At 58.6% G+C, this 15,376-nt stretch carries 18 protein-coding genes; 6 read left to right on the top strand and 12 right to left on the bottom strand.

All coding sequences use genetic code 11. From position 1 onward, the window contains the following. Positions 1-76: 76 nt before the first annotated feature. Positions 77-1,618, top strand: a complete 1,542-nt coding sequence (locus tag IQ265_RS12670; RefSeq protein WP_194054080.1) for a serine/threonine-protein kinase — start codon at positions 77-79, stop codon at positions 1,616-1,618. 26 nt (positions 1,619-1,644) lie between these two features. Here IQ265_RS12670 and IQ265_RS12675 read toward each other — a convergent pair whose 3' ends face one another. The 9 genes from IQ265_RS12675 to IQ265_RS12720 form a co-directional block, all read right to left on the bottom strand. After that, positions 1,645-2,517, bottom strand: coding sequence for a universal stress protein (locus IQ265_RS12675; RefSeq protein ID WP_194054082.1), 873 nt, complete (start codon positions 2,515-2,517; stop codon positions 1,645-1,647). A 664-nt stretch (positions 2,518-3,181) separates the two neighbouring features. Beyond that, positions 3,182-3,376, bottom strand: a complete 195-nt coding sequence (locus IQ265_RS12680; RefSeq protein WP_106867012.1) for an NblA/ycf18 family protein — start codon at positions 3,374-3,376, stop codon at positions 3,182-3,184. A gap of 541 nt (positions 3,377-3,917) precedes the next feature. Beyond that, positions 3,918-4,697 carry a PP2C family serine/threonine-protein phosphatase gene (locus tag IQ265_RS12685; protein WP_194054084.1) on the bottom strand — a complete coding sequence of 260 codons (780 nt, stop codon included), beginning with the start codon at positions 4,695-4,697 and terminating at the stop codon, positions 3,918-3,920. 20 nt (positions 4,698-4,717) lie between these two features. After that, complete coding sequence (locus IQ265_RS12690; RefSeq protein ID WP_347404961.1) at positions 4,718-6,433, bottom strand: AarF/ABC1/UbiB kinase family protein; 1,716 nt, start codon at positions 6,431-6,433, stop codon at positions 4,718-4,720. Between the two features lie 281 nt (positions 6,434-6,714). Continuing rightward, positions 6,715-7,032, bottom strand: a complete 318-nt coding sequence (locus tag IQ265_RS12695) for a DUF6825 family protein (RefSeq protein WP_194054086.1) — start codon at positions 7,030-7,032, stop codon at positions 6,715-6,717. A gap of 1,859 nt (positions 7,033-8,891) precedes the next feature. Next, positions 8,892-10,100, bottom strand: a complete 1,209-nt coding sequence (locus IQ265_RS12705; protein WP_194054095.1) for a transposase — start codon at positions 10,098-10,100, stop codon at positions 8,892-8,894. Between the two features lie 259 nt (positions 10,101-10,359). Continuing rightward, on the bottom strand, positions 10,360-10,824 hold the full coding sequence (locus IQ265_RS12710) for a hypothetical protein (protein WP_194054097.1): 465 nt from the start codon (positions 10,822-10,824) through the stop codon (positions 10,360-10,362). Positions 10,825-10,843: 19 nt separating this feature from the next. Beyond that, positions 10,844-11,479 carry a hypothetical protein gene (locus IQ265_RS12715; protein WP_194054099.1) on the bottom strand — a complete coding sequence of 212 codons (636 nt, stop codon included), beginning with the start codon at positions 11,477-11,479 and terminating at the stop codon, positions 10,844-10,846. A gap of 284 nt (positions 11,480-11,763) precedes the next feature. Next, a complete protein-coding gene (locus tag IQ265_RS12720; RefSeq protein WP_194054101.1) occupies positions 11,764-12,000 on the bottom strand; it encodes a hypothetical protein in 237 nt (78 codons plus the stop codon). Positions 12,001-12,274: 274 nt separating this feature from the next. Between IQ265_RS12720 and IQ265_RS12725 the strand changes: the two genes are divergently transcribed. Then, on the top strand, positions 12,275-12,619 hold the full coding sequence (locus tag IQ265_RS12725; RefSeq protein WP_194054103.1) for a hypothetical protein: 345 nt from the start codon (positions 12,275-12,277) through the stop codon (positions 12,617-12,619). Between the two features lie 68 nt (positions 12,620-12,687). Here IQ265_RS12725 and IQ265_RS12730 read toward each other — a convergent pair whose 3' ends face one another. Next, positions 12,688-12,849: a hypothetical protein gene (locus IQ265_RS12730; RefSeq protein ID WP_194054105.1), complete on the bottom strand. Its 162-nt coding sequence runs from the start codon at positions 12,847-12,849 to the stop codon at positions 12,688-12,690. A 479-nt stretch (positions 12,850-13,328) separates the two neighbouring features. Between IQ265_RS12730 and IQ265_RS12735 the strand changes: the two genes are divergently transcribed. From IQ265_RS12735 to IQ265_RS12750, 4 genes are read left to right on the top strand one after another with little or no spacing between them, the layout of a single operon-like run. Beyond that, complete coding sequence (locus IQ265_RS12735) at positions 13,329-13,691, top strand: hypothetical protein (protein ID WP_194054107.1); 363 nt, start codon at positions 13,329-13,331, stop codon at positions 13,689-13,691. Further along, on the top strand, positions 13,684-13,956 hold the full coding sequence (locus IQ265_RS12740) for a hypothetical protein (RefSeq protein WP_194054109.1): 273 nt from the start codon (positions 13,684-13,686) through the stop codon (positions 13,954-13,956). Before IQ265_RS12735 ends, IQ265_RS12740 begins: the two co-directional genes overlap by 8 nt. Beyond that, positions 13,943-14,746 carry a hypothetical protein gene (locus IQ265_RS12745; RefSeq protein WP_194054111.1) on the top strand — a complete coding sequence of 268 codons (804 nt, stop codon included), beginning with the start codon at positions 13,943-13,945 and terminating at the stop codon, positions 14,744-14,746. Before IQ265_RS12740 ends, IQ265_RS12745 begins: the two co-directional genes overlap by 14 nt. Continuing rightward, positions 14,736-14,930, top strand: a complete 195-nt coding sequence (locus IQ265_RS12750; RefSeq protein WP_194054113.1) for a hypothetical protein — start codon at positions 14,736-14,738, stop codon at positions 14,928-14,930. The genes IQ265_RS12745 and IQ265_RS12750 overlap by 11 nt, the downstream gene beginning before the upstream one ends. Here IQ265_RS12750 and IQ265_RS12755 read toward each other — a convergent pair. Both IQ265_RS12755 and IQ265_RS12760 read right to left on the bottom strand, forming a co-directional pair. Further along, complete coding sequence (locus IQ265_RS12755; RefSeq protein ID WP_194054115.1) at positions 14,902-15,072, bottom strand: hypothetical protein; 171 nt, start codon at positions 15,070-15,072, stop codon at positions 14,902-14,904. The genes IQ265_RS12750 and IQ265_RS12755 overlap by 29 nt on opposite strands. After that, the gene (locus IQ265_RS12760; protein ID WP_194054117.1) at positions 15,065-15,373 is read right to left on the bottom strand and encodes a hypothetical protein; all 309 of its coding nucleotides are present in this window, start codon (positions 15,371-15,373) and stop codon (positions 15,065-15,067) included. Before IQ265_RS12760 ends, IQ265_RS12755 begins: the two co-directional genes overlap by 8 nt. Positions 15,374-15,376: the final 3 nt, after the last annotated feature.

Raw genomic sequence — 15,376 nt, forward strand, 5'->3', positions numbered from 1 at the left:
CTGTTCTGCCCGTTAGTTGTCTATCAATATTGTTTCGCCCACTGACCCGCCCGCGACTATTGGCTAGTACCGTTTTATGGCTGACTCAAATCTGGGCTGTAAATTAGCAAACCGCTACGAACTGCTAGAACCCATTGGTCAGGGGTCGATGGGTCGCGTGTATTTGGCCGAAGATTTGCTGTTGGGCAGCGTTAAGGTAGCTGTAAAGCTGCTGTCCCAAACCATGCCCGGCGAAAAAATGCGCGATCGCTTCATGCAGGAGGCGATGACCTGCGCTCAGCTGGGCCAAAAGAGCATTCACGTGGTGCGCGTTACCGACTACGGCGTTAGCGACGAAGGGGTGCCCTTCTATGTTATGGAGTACCTGCAAGGGCAAAGCCTGAGCCAGCTAATCAACCTTCAGCCCCTGCCCGTGCCTCGATTTTTGGGCTTAATTCGGCAAATTTGCCTGGGTCTTCAGGCTGCTCACGACGGCATTATTCTAAAAACCCAGCCCGATCCGGTGCCCATCATCCACCGCGATATCAAGCCCAGCAATATCATGATTGTGCAGGACCCCACCCTGGGGGAGCTGGCCAAGATTTTAGACTTCGGCATCGCCAAGCTCATGCAGATCGACAGCGACCAAACCAACTGCTTTATGGGTACTCTGGCCTACGCCTCCCCCGAGCAAATGGAAGGTCGCGACCTAGACAGCCGATCTGACATCTACAGCCTCGGAGTGATGATGTTTCAGATGCTCACCGGCCATCTGCCCCTGCGGGCCAGCAGCCACACCTTTGGCGGCTGGTATAAGGTACACCAAACCCAGTCGCCAAAGCGCATGGTCGAGGTGGCCAGCAACATAAAAATTCCTAAGCTGCTCGAAGACCTAGTCATGAGCTGCATGGCTAAGCCACCGGAGGACCGCCCCCAGAATACCCAAGACCTTTTGCAGTCCCTGGAGCCGCTCCAGTCACGCTACGTCAACGGTTTTCGCATTAGTCAGCGGATTGGTACGACCCTCAATCGGGTTCCCGTTACCCGTCAGCCTGCCCCCGCTGAGGTGGTTAAAGAGGACCAAGTGTGCAAGCTGACCGTATGGCCTGCCGCTAAGCCCATTGCTGAAATTGTCTTTCCCCACCCGCTGCCCACCAGCAATGGCGCTTTAGCAACCCTTTGGGCCATGATGCCCGACGCCGAGATCAATCGGCGGTTGGTGAGCACTCGCTACAACACGTTTATCTGCACCATGGCCCCCCACCCCATGATTCTGTGGCTCACCGTTCTCTACAGCAGTGCCCATGGAGCCCGCTGGCTGCCCTGCTATCTCGACCTCAAAACCTCCCTGGGACAAGATATAACCGGTTTGCTGGGTCAAACCGGGGCCTACAAGCTGCTGCTGTTTGCCCTCGAAAATCCGCGCCGCTGCGCCCACGTGTTGAGCTGTAACGTCTCTGAGCCCCAGCGCAGCTTGCTACAGGAGTGGGCGTTAACCGCGCGCAGTCGGCCTTCTACCGGGGCCATTACTACCAGCCGTGACCTGTTGCGCAACGAGCTGCAAACCAAGCTCAAAGCCAAGGTGCTGCAAAAGCTAGAGTCTATCTATGTCGATACCGGCTCCAGTCTCTCCGATTGACTGGCCCCACGGACTTTTAAGCCCTCCTAATTGGGAAAAAACAACACCGGATGCCAGCTGCACCGCAGAATCTCGCGAGTGAGACTGGGAGACGACCACCGGAGAATACCGTCAATGTTGCGAGAGCAGGTGGCGATCGCGCTAATGTCGTGGGTTTCGGCGGCTTTCATGATTTCTTCTAAGGGGCTGCCCTCCACGACTGTGGTGTTGACCACCAGATTGAGCTCCGCCAGCTTCGCCTGCAGCTGGTCAAGCTCCTGCTGGGCTTGCTCAACGGGGCGATCGCCCCTCAGCTCACGGCGCATGTGGTCGTCAATTACCCACAGCAGCCGCACCCGCTCCAGCACCGACTCAGGATTGTTCTTGACCTGATGGTGAATTTTCTGAATTATCTTTTTCCCCCCCTCGGTACCGTTGTAGGGTATCAGCAGGTAGCGAAACAGGTGGGCACAGCGCAGCTCTAGCTCAGCCGTCGTGTAGGTAGACACCAGCTGGGGCCGCAAAATGATCATTGGCACGCTCGTTTTTTCGGCCAAGGCAGCGGTGGTGCTGCCAAACAGCTTCTCCTCCAGCAGCGTGCGGGTTGGGGAACCCAAAAAGATCACATCAGCCCGGTGCTGCTTGGCTAAACGCAGAATACAGTCGCTGGCACGGCCTAGCTGCACCTCGACGGTGACCTCAATGCCGACAGGAGCCTCCCGCAGCAGTTCCTGCAGGCGCTGCCGAACCGGCTCCAGCTTTGCCGAGTCCTGCCGCGGAATTCCTGGCCCGCTCTCCACCGACACGCAGTGTACAAACACCAGCGACTTAAACCCTCCAGCGGCCAAACTCGGCACAAACTGCGCCAGCCGGTACATGCCATCGGTAAAGTCGGTACAGATGAGCGCGCGCTGAAACATAGTTCCCCCGTTCAGGTGCAACAAAACTGGTCAAGTCTGCAATAGTCAACAGCTGGTCTCCTTAAGGCCACCACCTAGCTCAACCCTTGAGCTCGACGATTGAGAGGGGGTGTCGCTTCCCAGCCCATCACTAGCGGTGAGGCAGTCCCTCCCTCTTAACCATAGCGTTTGACCGAAGCGTTTTAACCCCGCTGAGCAACCTGAAACGCTGCTACCAAAGCGCACCAGTCTCCTCATCCATAGCCAGCAGCAGACTGGGGCAAAGAACGCTGAGGTTTAGCTTGGACTGGGTGCCGTTGGTCAAAGGCCACTGCTGTGGAGAAGGCGCTGACCAACCTTGACCACAGGTGAGTTTGCCTACAGTCTGGCGTCAAGTTGAGGGGCAGGGCCACTTAGCCCTGGTGCCCTAAAGGGCTGAGTTTTTCAAATACTGGCCAGCATTGTCTGGAGTATGACTCGACAGACTATCTAAGCTGTGAGGGCTATCTGAGAAGGTGCCTAAAGTTGTATCGCTTTAGCTGTTGCCAGGCTCAATGCCTGAGCCGCTGGTTGAGAGCATTGAAGCTGACGCCCCGACATCCCCGGCCTGATTTAAGGTAACCCTGCGAGAGAGGGAGGTCGTCGTCTTCATGCTGTTTCATGAGACTGTGAACAGGTTTAGAGACTAAATTTGAGGATTTGGCCCAATGCCCCATTCATGCTTGAGAAAGTGTTTATACATACTTTCTCGCATCATCATCTGCTCGTACAGCTTGACTAGAAACTGCTGAGCTTGCTCACGACTCATTTTGTCAACCTGAGTCTCGAACGATCGCAGACTAAACTGTTGCTCCAAAGAGAGTTGCATCGGTTCGTTCATGGATTTACTCCAGAGAGAGAGAACAACACCCCAGTTGAAATCGGTAGCCCAGACTCAGCGCCTGAGTCACTTCACCCCAAGCCTTCAGCCAGCCTTCCACGCTGGGAAACCAAGCTGAATGAATGAGGATTCTTGACTGGAATGGGTTTAACCACAACGCCAACCGCGATCAATGCGCGATGGTTTACAAATTATAACGATCATTTGACAAAGATCCAGTTGTTGGCGTTATGAGCGAATATAACAATTCATCCCCGTACCGTCATCTACCGGCAGAGAATTTATAACTTGTAGCAATGAAGGCTGAGTAAAAATGCTCAGGGCAAACTTCTTAATATATTCTTCGTTTGAGCAGATATTGCCTAGGCCTGGGGTTAACCTATCGACACATCTACGCAAAATCAACGGTTTGGGCGGCCAGCAGCGCTAGCCGCCTGCACCATTTCAAGTGCAGCAGCCTGAGCCTGAGGGCAGATCTGTCAACCTCAAAAGATTTACCCCTAGAAAGAGGGATATTAAGGGGCACAACCGAGCGATCGCCCTAAATTTCGGTACTGAGATTGGCCTTGGCCTCGACGCTGCTTAACGATGGCGTTACATTTACCACCACCACCGTAATGTTGTCGCGCCCCCCCCGCTGCTTGGCGGAGTTGACAAGTGCTGTGGCCGCTGCCTCGCAGGCGCGAATAGACTTCAGGTGTGAGGCAATCAGGTGGTCCGACAGTTCTTCGGTTAGCCCATCGCTGCACAGCAGCAGGCGATCGCCCCCCTGCACCTCAATGGGCTGAATATCAATTTCACTCAGGTCATCGCGCCCCAGGCATTGAGAGAGCACGTGCCGCCAGGGATGACTGCGCGACTGGGCCGGGGTTACCTCGCCGGCCCGAATGGCCTTAGCAATCCAGGTGTGGTCTTCGGTCAGCTGCTCTAGGTGATGGCCTCGCAGGCGATAGAGGCGGGAATCGCCCACGTGGGCACACCAGGGCTGGGGATCACTGTCGCGAAAGGTAACCAGCACCACCGTGGTGCCCATGTCGGCCCGCTCTGGGTGTCGCCGCTGATCGTCAAGAATAGCGTTGTTGGCCTGCTTTAGGGCCTGCTCCAGCAGCAGAGCTGTGGCAGTTTCGATATGCCAGTGTTGGTCTAAAAATGTCTTGATGGCGGCGGTGGCCAGGCGGCTGGCCTCCTGGCCACCGGCGTGGCCCCCCATGCCATCAGCGACGATAAAAAAACGCCCCTTGGGGTCAATATAGTAATCGTCCTGGTTGCTGGTGCGCAGCAGCCCTGGGTCGGATAGTCCTGAAAAAATGCAGTCCACCATGGCAATCTCGGACTAAACCATTAGGGCAGGCGATCGGCCCGGTTAATCTTGAACACCGATCGCAGAAACGCAATACCGGTGCCCACCGCCAGCACCCCGGGTATTACCGCTAGCCAGATAAACTCTGACAGCAGCAGGCCCGTAGCCGAGAGGGTAAATGCGCCCAGCAAAATGGCGTAGTTGTTGGCCATCGATACGCCGCTGATTCGACGCAGAGCGCGATCGGTCTCAATGGAGCGCACCCGCACACGAATATCACCGCGCTCTAGCTTGTCAAGGGTGTCTTCAATACGCCGGGGGAGGCCCAGGGCAGAGGTGCTTACCTGGGCGGCCTGGCGGCTCAGCTCACCCAGCAGACTGTTAGCACCATCGGTCGAATTGCCATTAGACATAAGCTGTGCAGCAAACGGCTTAGCCGCTTCCATAAAGTTGAACTCGGGGTCGAGCCCTTTGCCTACCCCTTCCAGGGTAGAAAAAGCCCGCATCACAAAGGTAAAGGTGGCCGGAAAGCGAAAGGGCTGATCGTAAGCGACCGCATACAGGTCGTCACTGATGGCATTGATGGACTGCTCCTCAAAGGGCTTGTCCATGAAGTTATCCAAAATATACTGGATAGAGCGGCGCACCGGGCTCATATCCTCGATCTCAGCCAGCGCTCCCAGCTCCACCAGCGAATTCATCACCTGCTCAGCGTTACGCTGGGCTATGCCCATAAATGTATTCATCAACCGCTGGCGGGTCAGGGGCTGCACCTGACCCATCATGCCAAAGTCATAGAAAATGAGCGACCCGTCGAGGCTGACGGCAATGTTGCCGGGGTGGGGGTCGGCATGGAAAAAGCCGTTGTTTAGCAGCTGGTGTAGGTAGGCCTGAGCCCCTAGGCGGGCCAGGCGGCTGCGATCGAGTCCGGCCGCTTCTAGGGCATCGTAGTGGCTGATTTTAATGCCCGGCATGTACTCCAGTGTGACCACCCGCGAGGAGGTCAGTCGCCAAAAGACCCGGGGCACGTTGACCCAGTCTTCGCCTCGAAAGTTGCGGCGAAACGTGTCGGCATTGCGCCCTTCGTTGAGGTAGTCAATTTCTTCCCACAGAATGCGGCAGCACTCTTCGTAAATACCAAGCCAGTCGCGGCCTTTTCCCCAGCTGGGGTGGTTTTGAAAATAGTGGGCAATGCCTTTAAGAATCGAGAGGTCGATGGTGAAGAGCGATCGCAGCCCCGGTCGCTGCACTTTTACGACCACCTCTTCACCGGTGTGCAGCTGGGCGCGGTGCACCTGACCTAAGCTGGCGGCAGCAAGGGGAATGGGGTCGAAGGTGCGATAGAGAGTGTGGATGGGCTTACCCAGGTCAGCCTCAATAATGTCGCGGGCCTGCTCATAGCTAAAGGCGGGCACCCGGTCCTGTAGCTTAGACAGCTCCTCTACAAACTCGATCGGAAAAATATCGGCACGGGTTGAGAAGAGCTGACCCACCTTGATGAACGTCGGTCCTAAATCAAGCAGCGTTTCGCGAATCCACACGGCGAGCTGATGTCGCCGGGCCGCCTGAGCATCGGGGGTCATAGCGCCGCCATAGCTCCAGGCTTTGCCGTAGAGCCAGCGGGCCCACAGCAGCCGCAGCACAAAGCCCCAGATATCGACAAAGCGGCGCTGACGCGAGTAGCGACCCTGGTTCCAGCGGTAAGCCTTCTGACTAAAGGGCAAACCCTTCTCGTCGAGAGACGACTCAATGCCAATTGCACTAGCTAGGGGCAGCGGCGATGCTGCTGCACCCCCAACCACAGGCTCGGGAGGCAGCGGGTTTAGAGCCTCACCATTGACCTCCAAACCATGCCCCAAACTGCCCTCCCCACCAACTTGGGGGGAAGGTAGCTTGGGCGACGCAGACGAATCGGAAACAGCAGACACTCAGGCTCCTAGGCAAGGAAAACGGGGCGACAGCAGCGGCCTCAAATCTCTATCTCGGCACAGGGCAGCGGCTCGGGGCGATTGAATCCCCGACGGGGCTTGGGGTAGTTCTAAACCTGGGTAGTTCGATACTGCTGCAGGGCGACCCGTACCTGAGCAATTTCGGCCCGTAATGTATCGATGGTGGCCTGCAAATCGGTCGCCGCAGCACCCGGAGCAGCGCTGGAGTAGGTGACTCCGGCTTCGGCCTCAGCCTGCTGGGCTCGAACCATCACATCTTCGGTGAACTGCCGAAAGTATTCCCGCTGCTCGGCGTCAAACTTGCCTACCAGGCTGAGGCCATCGGTCAATAACCGCTCGGCTCGCTCATTGATGGCATCGGCCAGAGCGCGACCGACGTAAAACGCGTGCAGCACAGGGCTACTCATGGTAAACCTCAGGGAAACGGGTCATGTAACGGAAATATTAACTGTAGAGAATTATAACGTTCTTATTCATCTAACATCGGGCAGATATCCATGTAAATTCTGGCTSMSTKACNNNCYGWWCKYTTWGCTNGANNCCGGGNCWGNGGGCSGNRGGTKRCCSAGGNTNSKCKCGSTGNAGWGNNGMGCCGSKGYCRCNCCSKCCKTNCSGASCMGTCNANRKGSAGNNSCCTMKAGSSGAGGCGGGGGAGCCAGCGGCGCTGGTGCTGGAGCCGGTTCGGCACTGGGTAGAGGGGCTGGACTAGCCGGTAGCTCTGGGGCAGGCACCGGCTGAGTCCAGGGCTCGACCGGTGCCTGCCAGGGTTCTTCCCAGGATTCTTCGGGTTCGGCAACCGGGTCGGGAGTGGCCTGAGGTTGAGGCACGGCAGGCGGGGGCGCAGCAGGTTCCTGCGGATTGGGGGCAAAGTCGGGAGCAGGCTCAGACCCGGGGGGCGGTGTATTGCCGTAGTCGGGGCGATCGCGCAGAGCTGGAGCATCGTTCCAGGGTTGCCAGAGTTCGCCGCTATTCCAATCGGGTAGGGGTGGAAAAGACTGATTGGGGTTGAGCCGCTCTGGGCTGGCAGAGCTGGCTGGCTGCAGCCGGGCATAGAGACCGAGACCAAGGCCGCTGGCGGTAGCCACCAGTCCAGTTAAGACCAGGGCGGTGGCGGTGGCAGATCGCTGCCGGGCGGGGAAGCCAGCGGTGCTTGCCGGAGGCCGATCGCCGTGCCAAGGCTGCGGCGCTAGCTGGCTAACGGGAGCTGGGTGGCCAGACACAACCACAGTTGCTTGCCCAGTTGAGGTCGGAGCCGGCACCTCCTGGGGGAGAGCGGGGAGTGGGGCAGTGGGCGGTGGGTCGGCAGGCAGCTGAGCATCGGCGGGCAGCAGCGCCTTCCAGTCGGTCAGAGAAATGCTGGGTAATTGGGGAGCGGTGGGGCTACCGGCCTCTAGGGCTGCATTTAGACTGGTCGGCAAGGCCGGGTGACAGCGGCGCAGCTCTACAGCGAGAGGAGCCTGGGTAACCTCGGCCCGCTGCCCGGTCAGCAAAAAGTACAGCAAGTAACTGAGCCCTCGTACCAGGGCCGATTCTGCGAGAGAGATGGAATGACTCGCTGCTGAGCTAGCGTCAGGCAGGGTCGATTGAACTAGGTCAAACCCTGTAAAGGTAATGGTTTGCGCTTCCAAGACATACCAGACCTGATCGGGGGTGAGCCGCAACCCAGCCCAGCCCAGGGGCCGCAGAGCCTCAAGTACCTCGATGAGCTGACGCAGGATAGCTAGGCTGGCCCGAGGCGGTAGGGGAGCCTGGCCGGTGATGAGGCGATCGAGCGGCACACCGGCCGGGTTGGCCAGGGTTTGGTAGCAGACACCCTCTTCTTCAAACCCACTCAGGTGCTGCGGTAGAGCTGCGTGTTTAAGCCCACTCACCTGATCGAGGTAACGGTAGAAGGTCTGCCGCTCAGAGGTATCGGGTAAACGTTCTGGATTGCGGCTGCCCAACACGCGCAGCTGTACCCACTGCCCCCGAGACACATCCATAGCCAGGTACAGGGGGCCAACGGCGTCATCAGCTACCCACGCGTCGATTACGTAGGTACCATTTTGCAGGGCGGTGCCCACGGCTAGGGTCATAAAAACAGGAGCGGTCAATTTCTTTGCCACTGTAACCCGTTCTGTAGTGAGTTGGCCCCCTAAGTGAATCGTCTACACCCACAAGACGATCGCAGGGGGGCCGACGAGCGAAGGAATGGGTTACCGCGCGCGAAAAAAATGCCCCCGGCGGGTAGCCGGGGGCGGTGTGGTGCTCTCATTATTGAGTGGGCCTATAGACCGGCTAGCAGCGCCCGGTAGAGGTCTTTGACGACCCGGCCCACTGTCTTCATGACCTTCTGCTTGTGAGCCATTTTGGTCGGTAGGCTGTGGTAGAAGTCGGCGTGCTGCTTCAGGTAGTGAGGGCCGCAGATAAAGCCCTTGCCCGAGGGGATGACGATTTTAGACTTGACGTGCAGGAATAACGCTGACCTGGGCTGAGACGGCCCGGCGGGCTTACGTTTTTCGAGCTGGCCAGACTGGTAAAGGCGGGTGCCATTGCCCAGGGCCAGGCGGAAGGCATTGAGCGATTTGTTTCGCCGGTGGCGTCGATCTGACTTGGTGGAGGGAACCACCAGACGGATGGGCTTACCGTCGACGTCAAGGAACTGGTGGAAGGGGAAGACGCGGGCCAGGATGCTGGCGCGAGTCATGACGCCAAAGCCAAACAGCTCAAAGACCTTGTGATAGGGCTCAAATTCAGGTTTCTCCAACAGCTGGGAAATGCGCTGCTCGATGGGGTATTGGCGGCGCTCCATCTCGCAGACCTGGGCGGCTAGGGTACGCGACAATTCCGACAGCCCGCAGCCGATAGATTCCGACAGCTGCGCTTCGCGTTCGGCCTGAAAGCGGGGGGCGATGTCCTCTCCGGCGATGAACCGCCACAGGCCAGTAGGCTGTGACGCTAAAAACTTGCGGTTCTGCTGGGGCTTGGTACCGTTGGCCGTGCGGCAGGCCTCGGGCCACTCACGGGCGAGCAGCTGCCACAGGCGGCGCTGATGGTTGCCCGCCATACGTGAAATGAAACTATGGTCTAGAACGGCCTCTCTAAGATCTTCGGCGTACTCACTCAAAAAAGCTTCAGGGTTGGTGTAGTTGATGGCTCCGTAGAGAGCCAGAAACGCGCCGTCATAGCGGTCGGTTTTGCTGGTGATGCCCGAGAGCATTTTCAGCGCGGCCATACGCCTGGGGTTAACCCGCAGAACGGTTTTCTCATTGGCCTGCAGGAGGTCTATCCAGATTTTGGAGTAGTCACCGGTAGGCTCAATGACATAGTGACTGCCAAGCTCTAGCAGCGTTTGAAGGCCGCTGATGTTGCTGAGCAAAGTCACCGGAGTGTAGGACCGGGCAAATTTGGCCAGGTCGCTGGGGAGCTGCGAACTGTCAACAGTGCAGCAGAGAATAGAGGTCTTAGCAACCTCGACTCCAACAATATTAGGCATGGTCAAACTACCTGTGGCGTTGTTCGTTTAGGCTCCGGGCCATGGGCCGCGTCTAGCACGTCATTCTTAGCCTGGTGAGTGTTGATCAACCTGTGGTTGGGCTAAGGGCCGTGTAGCAACATTCTTAGAGCTGAAAAAACAGCAACGGGTTACAAGCTCCGGCCCAGAGACGGAAAGTAACCAGGGTGCTGGGGTTGGAAGCCAGCACCGGGCAGTTACCCCGCGACGGCCAACAGGCCGTTTCGTCCTTCAGGACTCGTCAGGCGGGGAAAATAGGCTCGATTTTGGCCTTGGCTAGGGCGTCTTGCCACTGCTGGAAGGTGGCCTGTGGGTCGGGGGTCTGCTGCATGAGCATCGCCAGGGCCTGGCCGATTGCCTCAAGGTCTGCACCCTCGGCCAGGTCGAGGGAGAGATTTAGCGAGCGCTCGGGCCTGGGCCGTTGCCCAAAGTATTCGTCGGCTTCCTCGTCGGTGAGGTCAAACTCGGGGTGGTAGCCCTGGGCCACCAGCGTGATTACTTCGAGGGTGTCGGTGACGGTGGCGATCGCCGTGGCCAGGTTGGCGATCATGTCCCTGACAAACTCGGTGCTGGGGCCATGGTTGTCGGGGTGGCGCAGAGCGAGCTGTAGGTTGGCGATGAGCATGAAGGCGCGGGCCGGGGTGGTGGCAAACTCGATTAGCTCCTGAGAGTGAGCTACTCGATCGATGATTTCTTCAGGTGTCATGGGTTGGGGGGGTGGGGGCTTAGAGTACGTCGGGTGTCCAGTTGTCGCTGACATCGTCGTCGTCGGGAGGGTCGAGGTCGCCGGCAGTGGGGGTGTCGTCGGGGTCGCCTTCAAAAAACTGCCTCAGCATGCTCTTGCCCAGCTCCCACACCTCAGGGCTGACGCTACGGCCATCGTCGGGAGTGAGCCAGGCGGGAAAAGGGGGCGTGCCGCCGGCGGCCGCCGGCGAGTAGACAATGTGGGGCACCGAATGATGCTGCTCGGCCCGCAGCTGCGCCAGGCGGGACAGGGTGCCGGTGATGAGGTCGCGGAGCTGGTCGCCGGGGGTGCTGCTGACGGTGTCTATCGCGGCCTTCGTCCAGCGCTCGAAGGTGGCGGCGTGGTCCTGTGGGTAGGGATGATATAGAGCAGCTTCGTTGGCAGCCAGCTGCAGGGCGATATAGAGGACGGCGATCGCGTCGAGCAGCTGGGGCGTGTTGTCGGCAAATTCGTCGGGGTCGAGCACCAGGCGCACGCTCTCAGCAGTGGCGTGCAGGCAATCACTCAGGTCTTTAGGGTTCTCATATAGGCCGTTGTTGAGGCAGTTGAGGGTATCGAGCAGCTCGCGGATAGCGTCGGTGCTCCAGGGCGGTAGAGAGTAGGGGCGTCCGGTCATAGATAGAGGGTTTCCTTTTGGGTTACGTTGGGAGTGGCCCCCCGAGGGGGGCCATGGTTCGGTGGTTCCTTTGGTGCTGCTGAGTCTATTGGTGGCAGGGCGGGGGAGTTGTAGGCTGGAATCTCATGCTCCCTGGCTCGGCCTATAGGCGGGTGCGTCTGCTGCGGGCGAGGTTTTCCCTGCGCGAGGGTTGGCCTGGGGCCGTGCAGCTGCTATCCGACTTCTACCTATGCGGAGGGGGTGTTGCCCTGGCCCCTGGTCCGTGGCCCTCGCCGGTGGTCTATTCAGTAGTGGGCGATCTCCTTGATTTCAAATTGGTCGCGGGCGTCGGGGTTGGTGGCCTGCAGCTGCCGGATGAGCGCGCCGGCGTGCGATTTATACAGGAAGGTGGCCACCGGGGTGAGCTGGTTGGTGCGCGGGTTGCGGTGGACCACCACGTAGGGGAATCTGGGTATCTTTGAACTATCAATTTGCACTCTCGTGGGCTCCGCTACGGCGGGGCTTTTTTGTTGGGTCGGCATAGAGGAAGCGAGGGCGATCGCCCGCGGCGAAACTCTGACTGACAGGGGTGGCCAGGGCAGGAGTTACACCTACCGCCGCCTTCTATCGGCGGCCCGCTCGGCTGACCAGGGAAACCGGGGTAATGCTGTAAACCCCCGGCGCAGTTCTCCGGCGACGCTGACGCATCACACGGGCTATTGTATATCCAATAAATCAAGATGTATAGTCAATGTGTGAGGAGAATCAGTATCTTGATTGCCTTTTATTGGCTATACAATGGAGCTTAGTTAAGTCATGGCCTACGACAATGCCCAAAGCCAAGCACTCCAAGTGGGGGGAGATGAAGACAGATCGCCTACCTCCACAACGCATGACCCCAACGGGATTGGAGAAGTTGAAGGCGAACGCGGCCCAACAGGGACTATCAGTGGCGGACTACCTGGAAGTGATAGCCCGCTCGAATCAACAGTTGTCGGGGGAATCATCGCCCGGCTGATTCAAGACGCTAGGGAGCGGCTGGGCGAAATGGAGGAATGCGTAACCTGGTATAGGCGAGAGGTCGCCAAAGCCCAGAAGCGCCTTGACGAACTCGAAGACCTAGCTAAACAGCTATCAGGAGAAATTCCGCCCGAGGAATAGACAATAAGAAGCCCCAGGGGTGCGATCGCATCTCTGGGGCTTCGTTGTATGCATGTATGCAGGGTTGCTCAGTAGCGATCGCGCTCAATATCCCACAGGGCCTTTTCAGCGCACCAGTGACCATCTTTGCCGGGGTTGTTGTTGGCCACCTTCAGCACCAGGCGGTTCGAGATTTCCCGGTCGTAGGTGTAGCGATCGAGCTTCAGTAGCAGGGCCGTAGGTACATCCAATGCCCTGCGCGGCGGTTCTATCGGCCTGGGCCTGGTCGAGGCCTTCGGCAGGGGCATAATCGACGGCGGCGGCGGTTGGTTAGGGTTTGCCTGAGATGGAGTGGACGGGGAAGCTTCAATCCCTATCGTTGTCAATGGCTCTGCCGGGGGTTTTGGTGTAGTTTTCCAGCTTACGGCGTCGGGGGCCAAAGGCGTCGGGGGGCGATCGCTCCGGTAAGCAGCCTTGCCGCCGATGACCGTTACCCCAGTGGGCAGCTCTGTTCTAAAAACGGGCGTTCTAACGTGCTTGGGACGTGGCGTGGATTTTGTAGCAGCTTTTGGTTTTGGCGTACTGCCCGATCCAAAGAAGGGTCTGCTTACCCGGCCTTCTAAATAGGCCTGTCGATGCCATGCCCACCAACCGCAGAAGCCGTAAACCACGGCCTGCATCGTTATTAATTTCCAGTCCATTTCATCAACTTGCACTCGGTAGTCTCAAAATGCCCATTATTCGAGAACGCTACTCCGATGACTGGCCACAGCGGGCCAGAGTGCTGAAAGATGCGGCCGGGTGGACCTGCCAGCAATGCGATCGCCCCTGCCGCAGGCCTGAAGAGAGCTGGGCGGAGCTGGAGCAGCGGGCGATTGCACTGGGATGGGGCCTGGAGTTGCATCGGCCTGGGCGCTTCGTGCTGACGACAGCCCACATTGACCAAAACCCGGCGAACAATGACCCGGCCAACCTGGCGGCGCTCTGTTCGTCCTGTCACCTGCGCCACGACACACCCCACCGTACGGGCAACCGGCAGCGGAAGCGGGAGTATTTCGGCCAGCTGCCCCTACTGGGAAACGATGATGGCTAAGCAGTACCACCAGACCAACCTACTCGTCGAAGGCCTGGCCGATCGCATGGTCGACGACATCATTAGCAAAATGACCGAGCTGGGGATGAGCCATGAGCAGCAGCGCCACGCGGCGATCGCGCTGATGGTGCAGCACACCCTACAGCAGCTGCAGCACATTCCCCAGCGCTACCGGGAGTTATTTCTAGTCCTTCTCACCGAAGCGGTGCTAAAGGATGATTTACCAGCAGATGCACCCACGCCCCTCGGGGATGGGAGCCCCTGAAACTACCGCCCAGGCCGCCGCGCCAAAGACCAAAACTAAAAACGCAGCAGACATCACAGCTGCCACTAAGCCGACGCCAATCAGCACCCGCTCTAACCAATCGATTACGTCCATGCCGCCCGACTGCCCAAACATCGTCCCCAGCTTAGACCATCCCACCGGGTGGTACTGCGCAGCCAGCTGCGGGGGCAACTGTCACAAGGGAACCGATTCATCAACGACCGCAGAGAAGTTTAAAGAGCACGCCCGGCCAGCGCCGCCGAAGCCCTTCCCCGGTTCCACAATTGACTACCTTGGGGCCAAGATGACGGTGTACCACTCGGGTACTACGGATGATTCCATTTGGCTCATGCCGCCGGGGAGCACCACGGCGCTGGTCTACCAATGGCCACCGATCGCGCCCGATTTCGACAGCAGTTTCGACAGCGTTTCCGACAGTGCGAATCCTCGCGGTTTCAGCGATTCTGAGATAGAGGAAGGAGCGATCGCGCCATTTTCCGACAGCAGCTTCGACAGCGTTTCCGACAGTGCGAGATTTCGCACTGTCGGAAAGATTTGGCAGGAGTGCGGGCCATACCCTAGCAAGGGATATACCTACTACCGCTATCGGTGGGGCAAGGGCGATCGCATTGAGGGCGTGCGTCACATCCCAGGCGGTGCGCTCACTCGGTTAGTAGTGGCTAACCGGGCCTACCGGGTGCACCAGGCGGTGCACGTCGAAGGGCGATCACACGCTGAGGTGTTGGCGATGATCGACAGCTGGCGAGCTGGTAAAAAATATGCTCATTGAAGTTCAAAAGCAGGTTCCCATCTACGGCGGTTGGCGGGGTGTAATAAATGGTTTAGTCGGCGAAACGGTTGCCCAGGGGAGAGCCTATAGCGTCTCGATTGCCCCTCCTCCGTTTACAGATGAACCCGTGGAAGTTTACCTACCCGCCGCCTGGCTCAAGCCGGTGGATGAGAAGCGTAAATGATGCGCTTGAGGTCGTTGATTTGGCCCTCGGTCATTCGGGTGCGATGGGCCTTGAGGGTGGCGATCGCGGCTTCAATGGCGGCCCTGGCGCGGAAGGCCTCGGCGAGGGTATCTCGTTCGGGGTTGGGGTTGCTGCTAGTCATGACCTGTACCGGGGCGGGTTCCGTTCCGCATCTGGAAGGGGTGCGGCCAGTCGCCGCAGCTGGCCAGCTGCAGGTAGCGCTCGATGTCGTCTAGGCGCTGCTCAAGCTGGCGATCGCGGCTGATTTGCTCAGTATCGACCATGCGCAATGCTTCGATACCGACCAAACATATCTCTACCTTCTCTTTGAGCTGGGCGAGCAGCACAACGGCTTTCGCGCCGTTGGTTACAACAGCCCGCACTGCCACGATCGCAGCCGTCAGCAGGGATAGAAATAGCGGGATAGCGACTTCAAGCGGCATGGC

Origin of the sequence: Nodosilinea sp. LEGE 06152 (assembly GCF_015207525.1) — a bacterium.
Taxonomy (GTDB): domain Bacteria; phylum Cyanobacteriota; class Cyanobacteriia; order Phormidesmidales; family Phormidesmidaceae; genus Nodosilinea.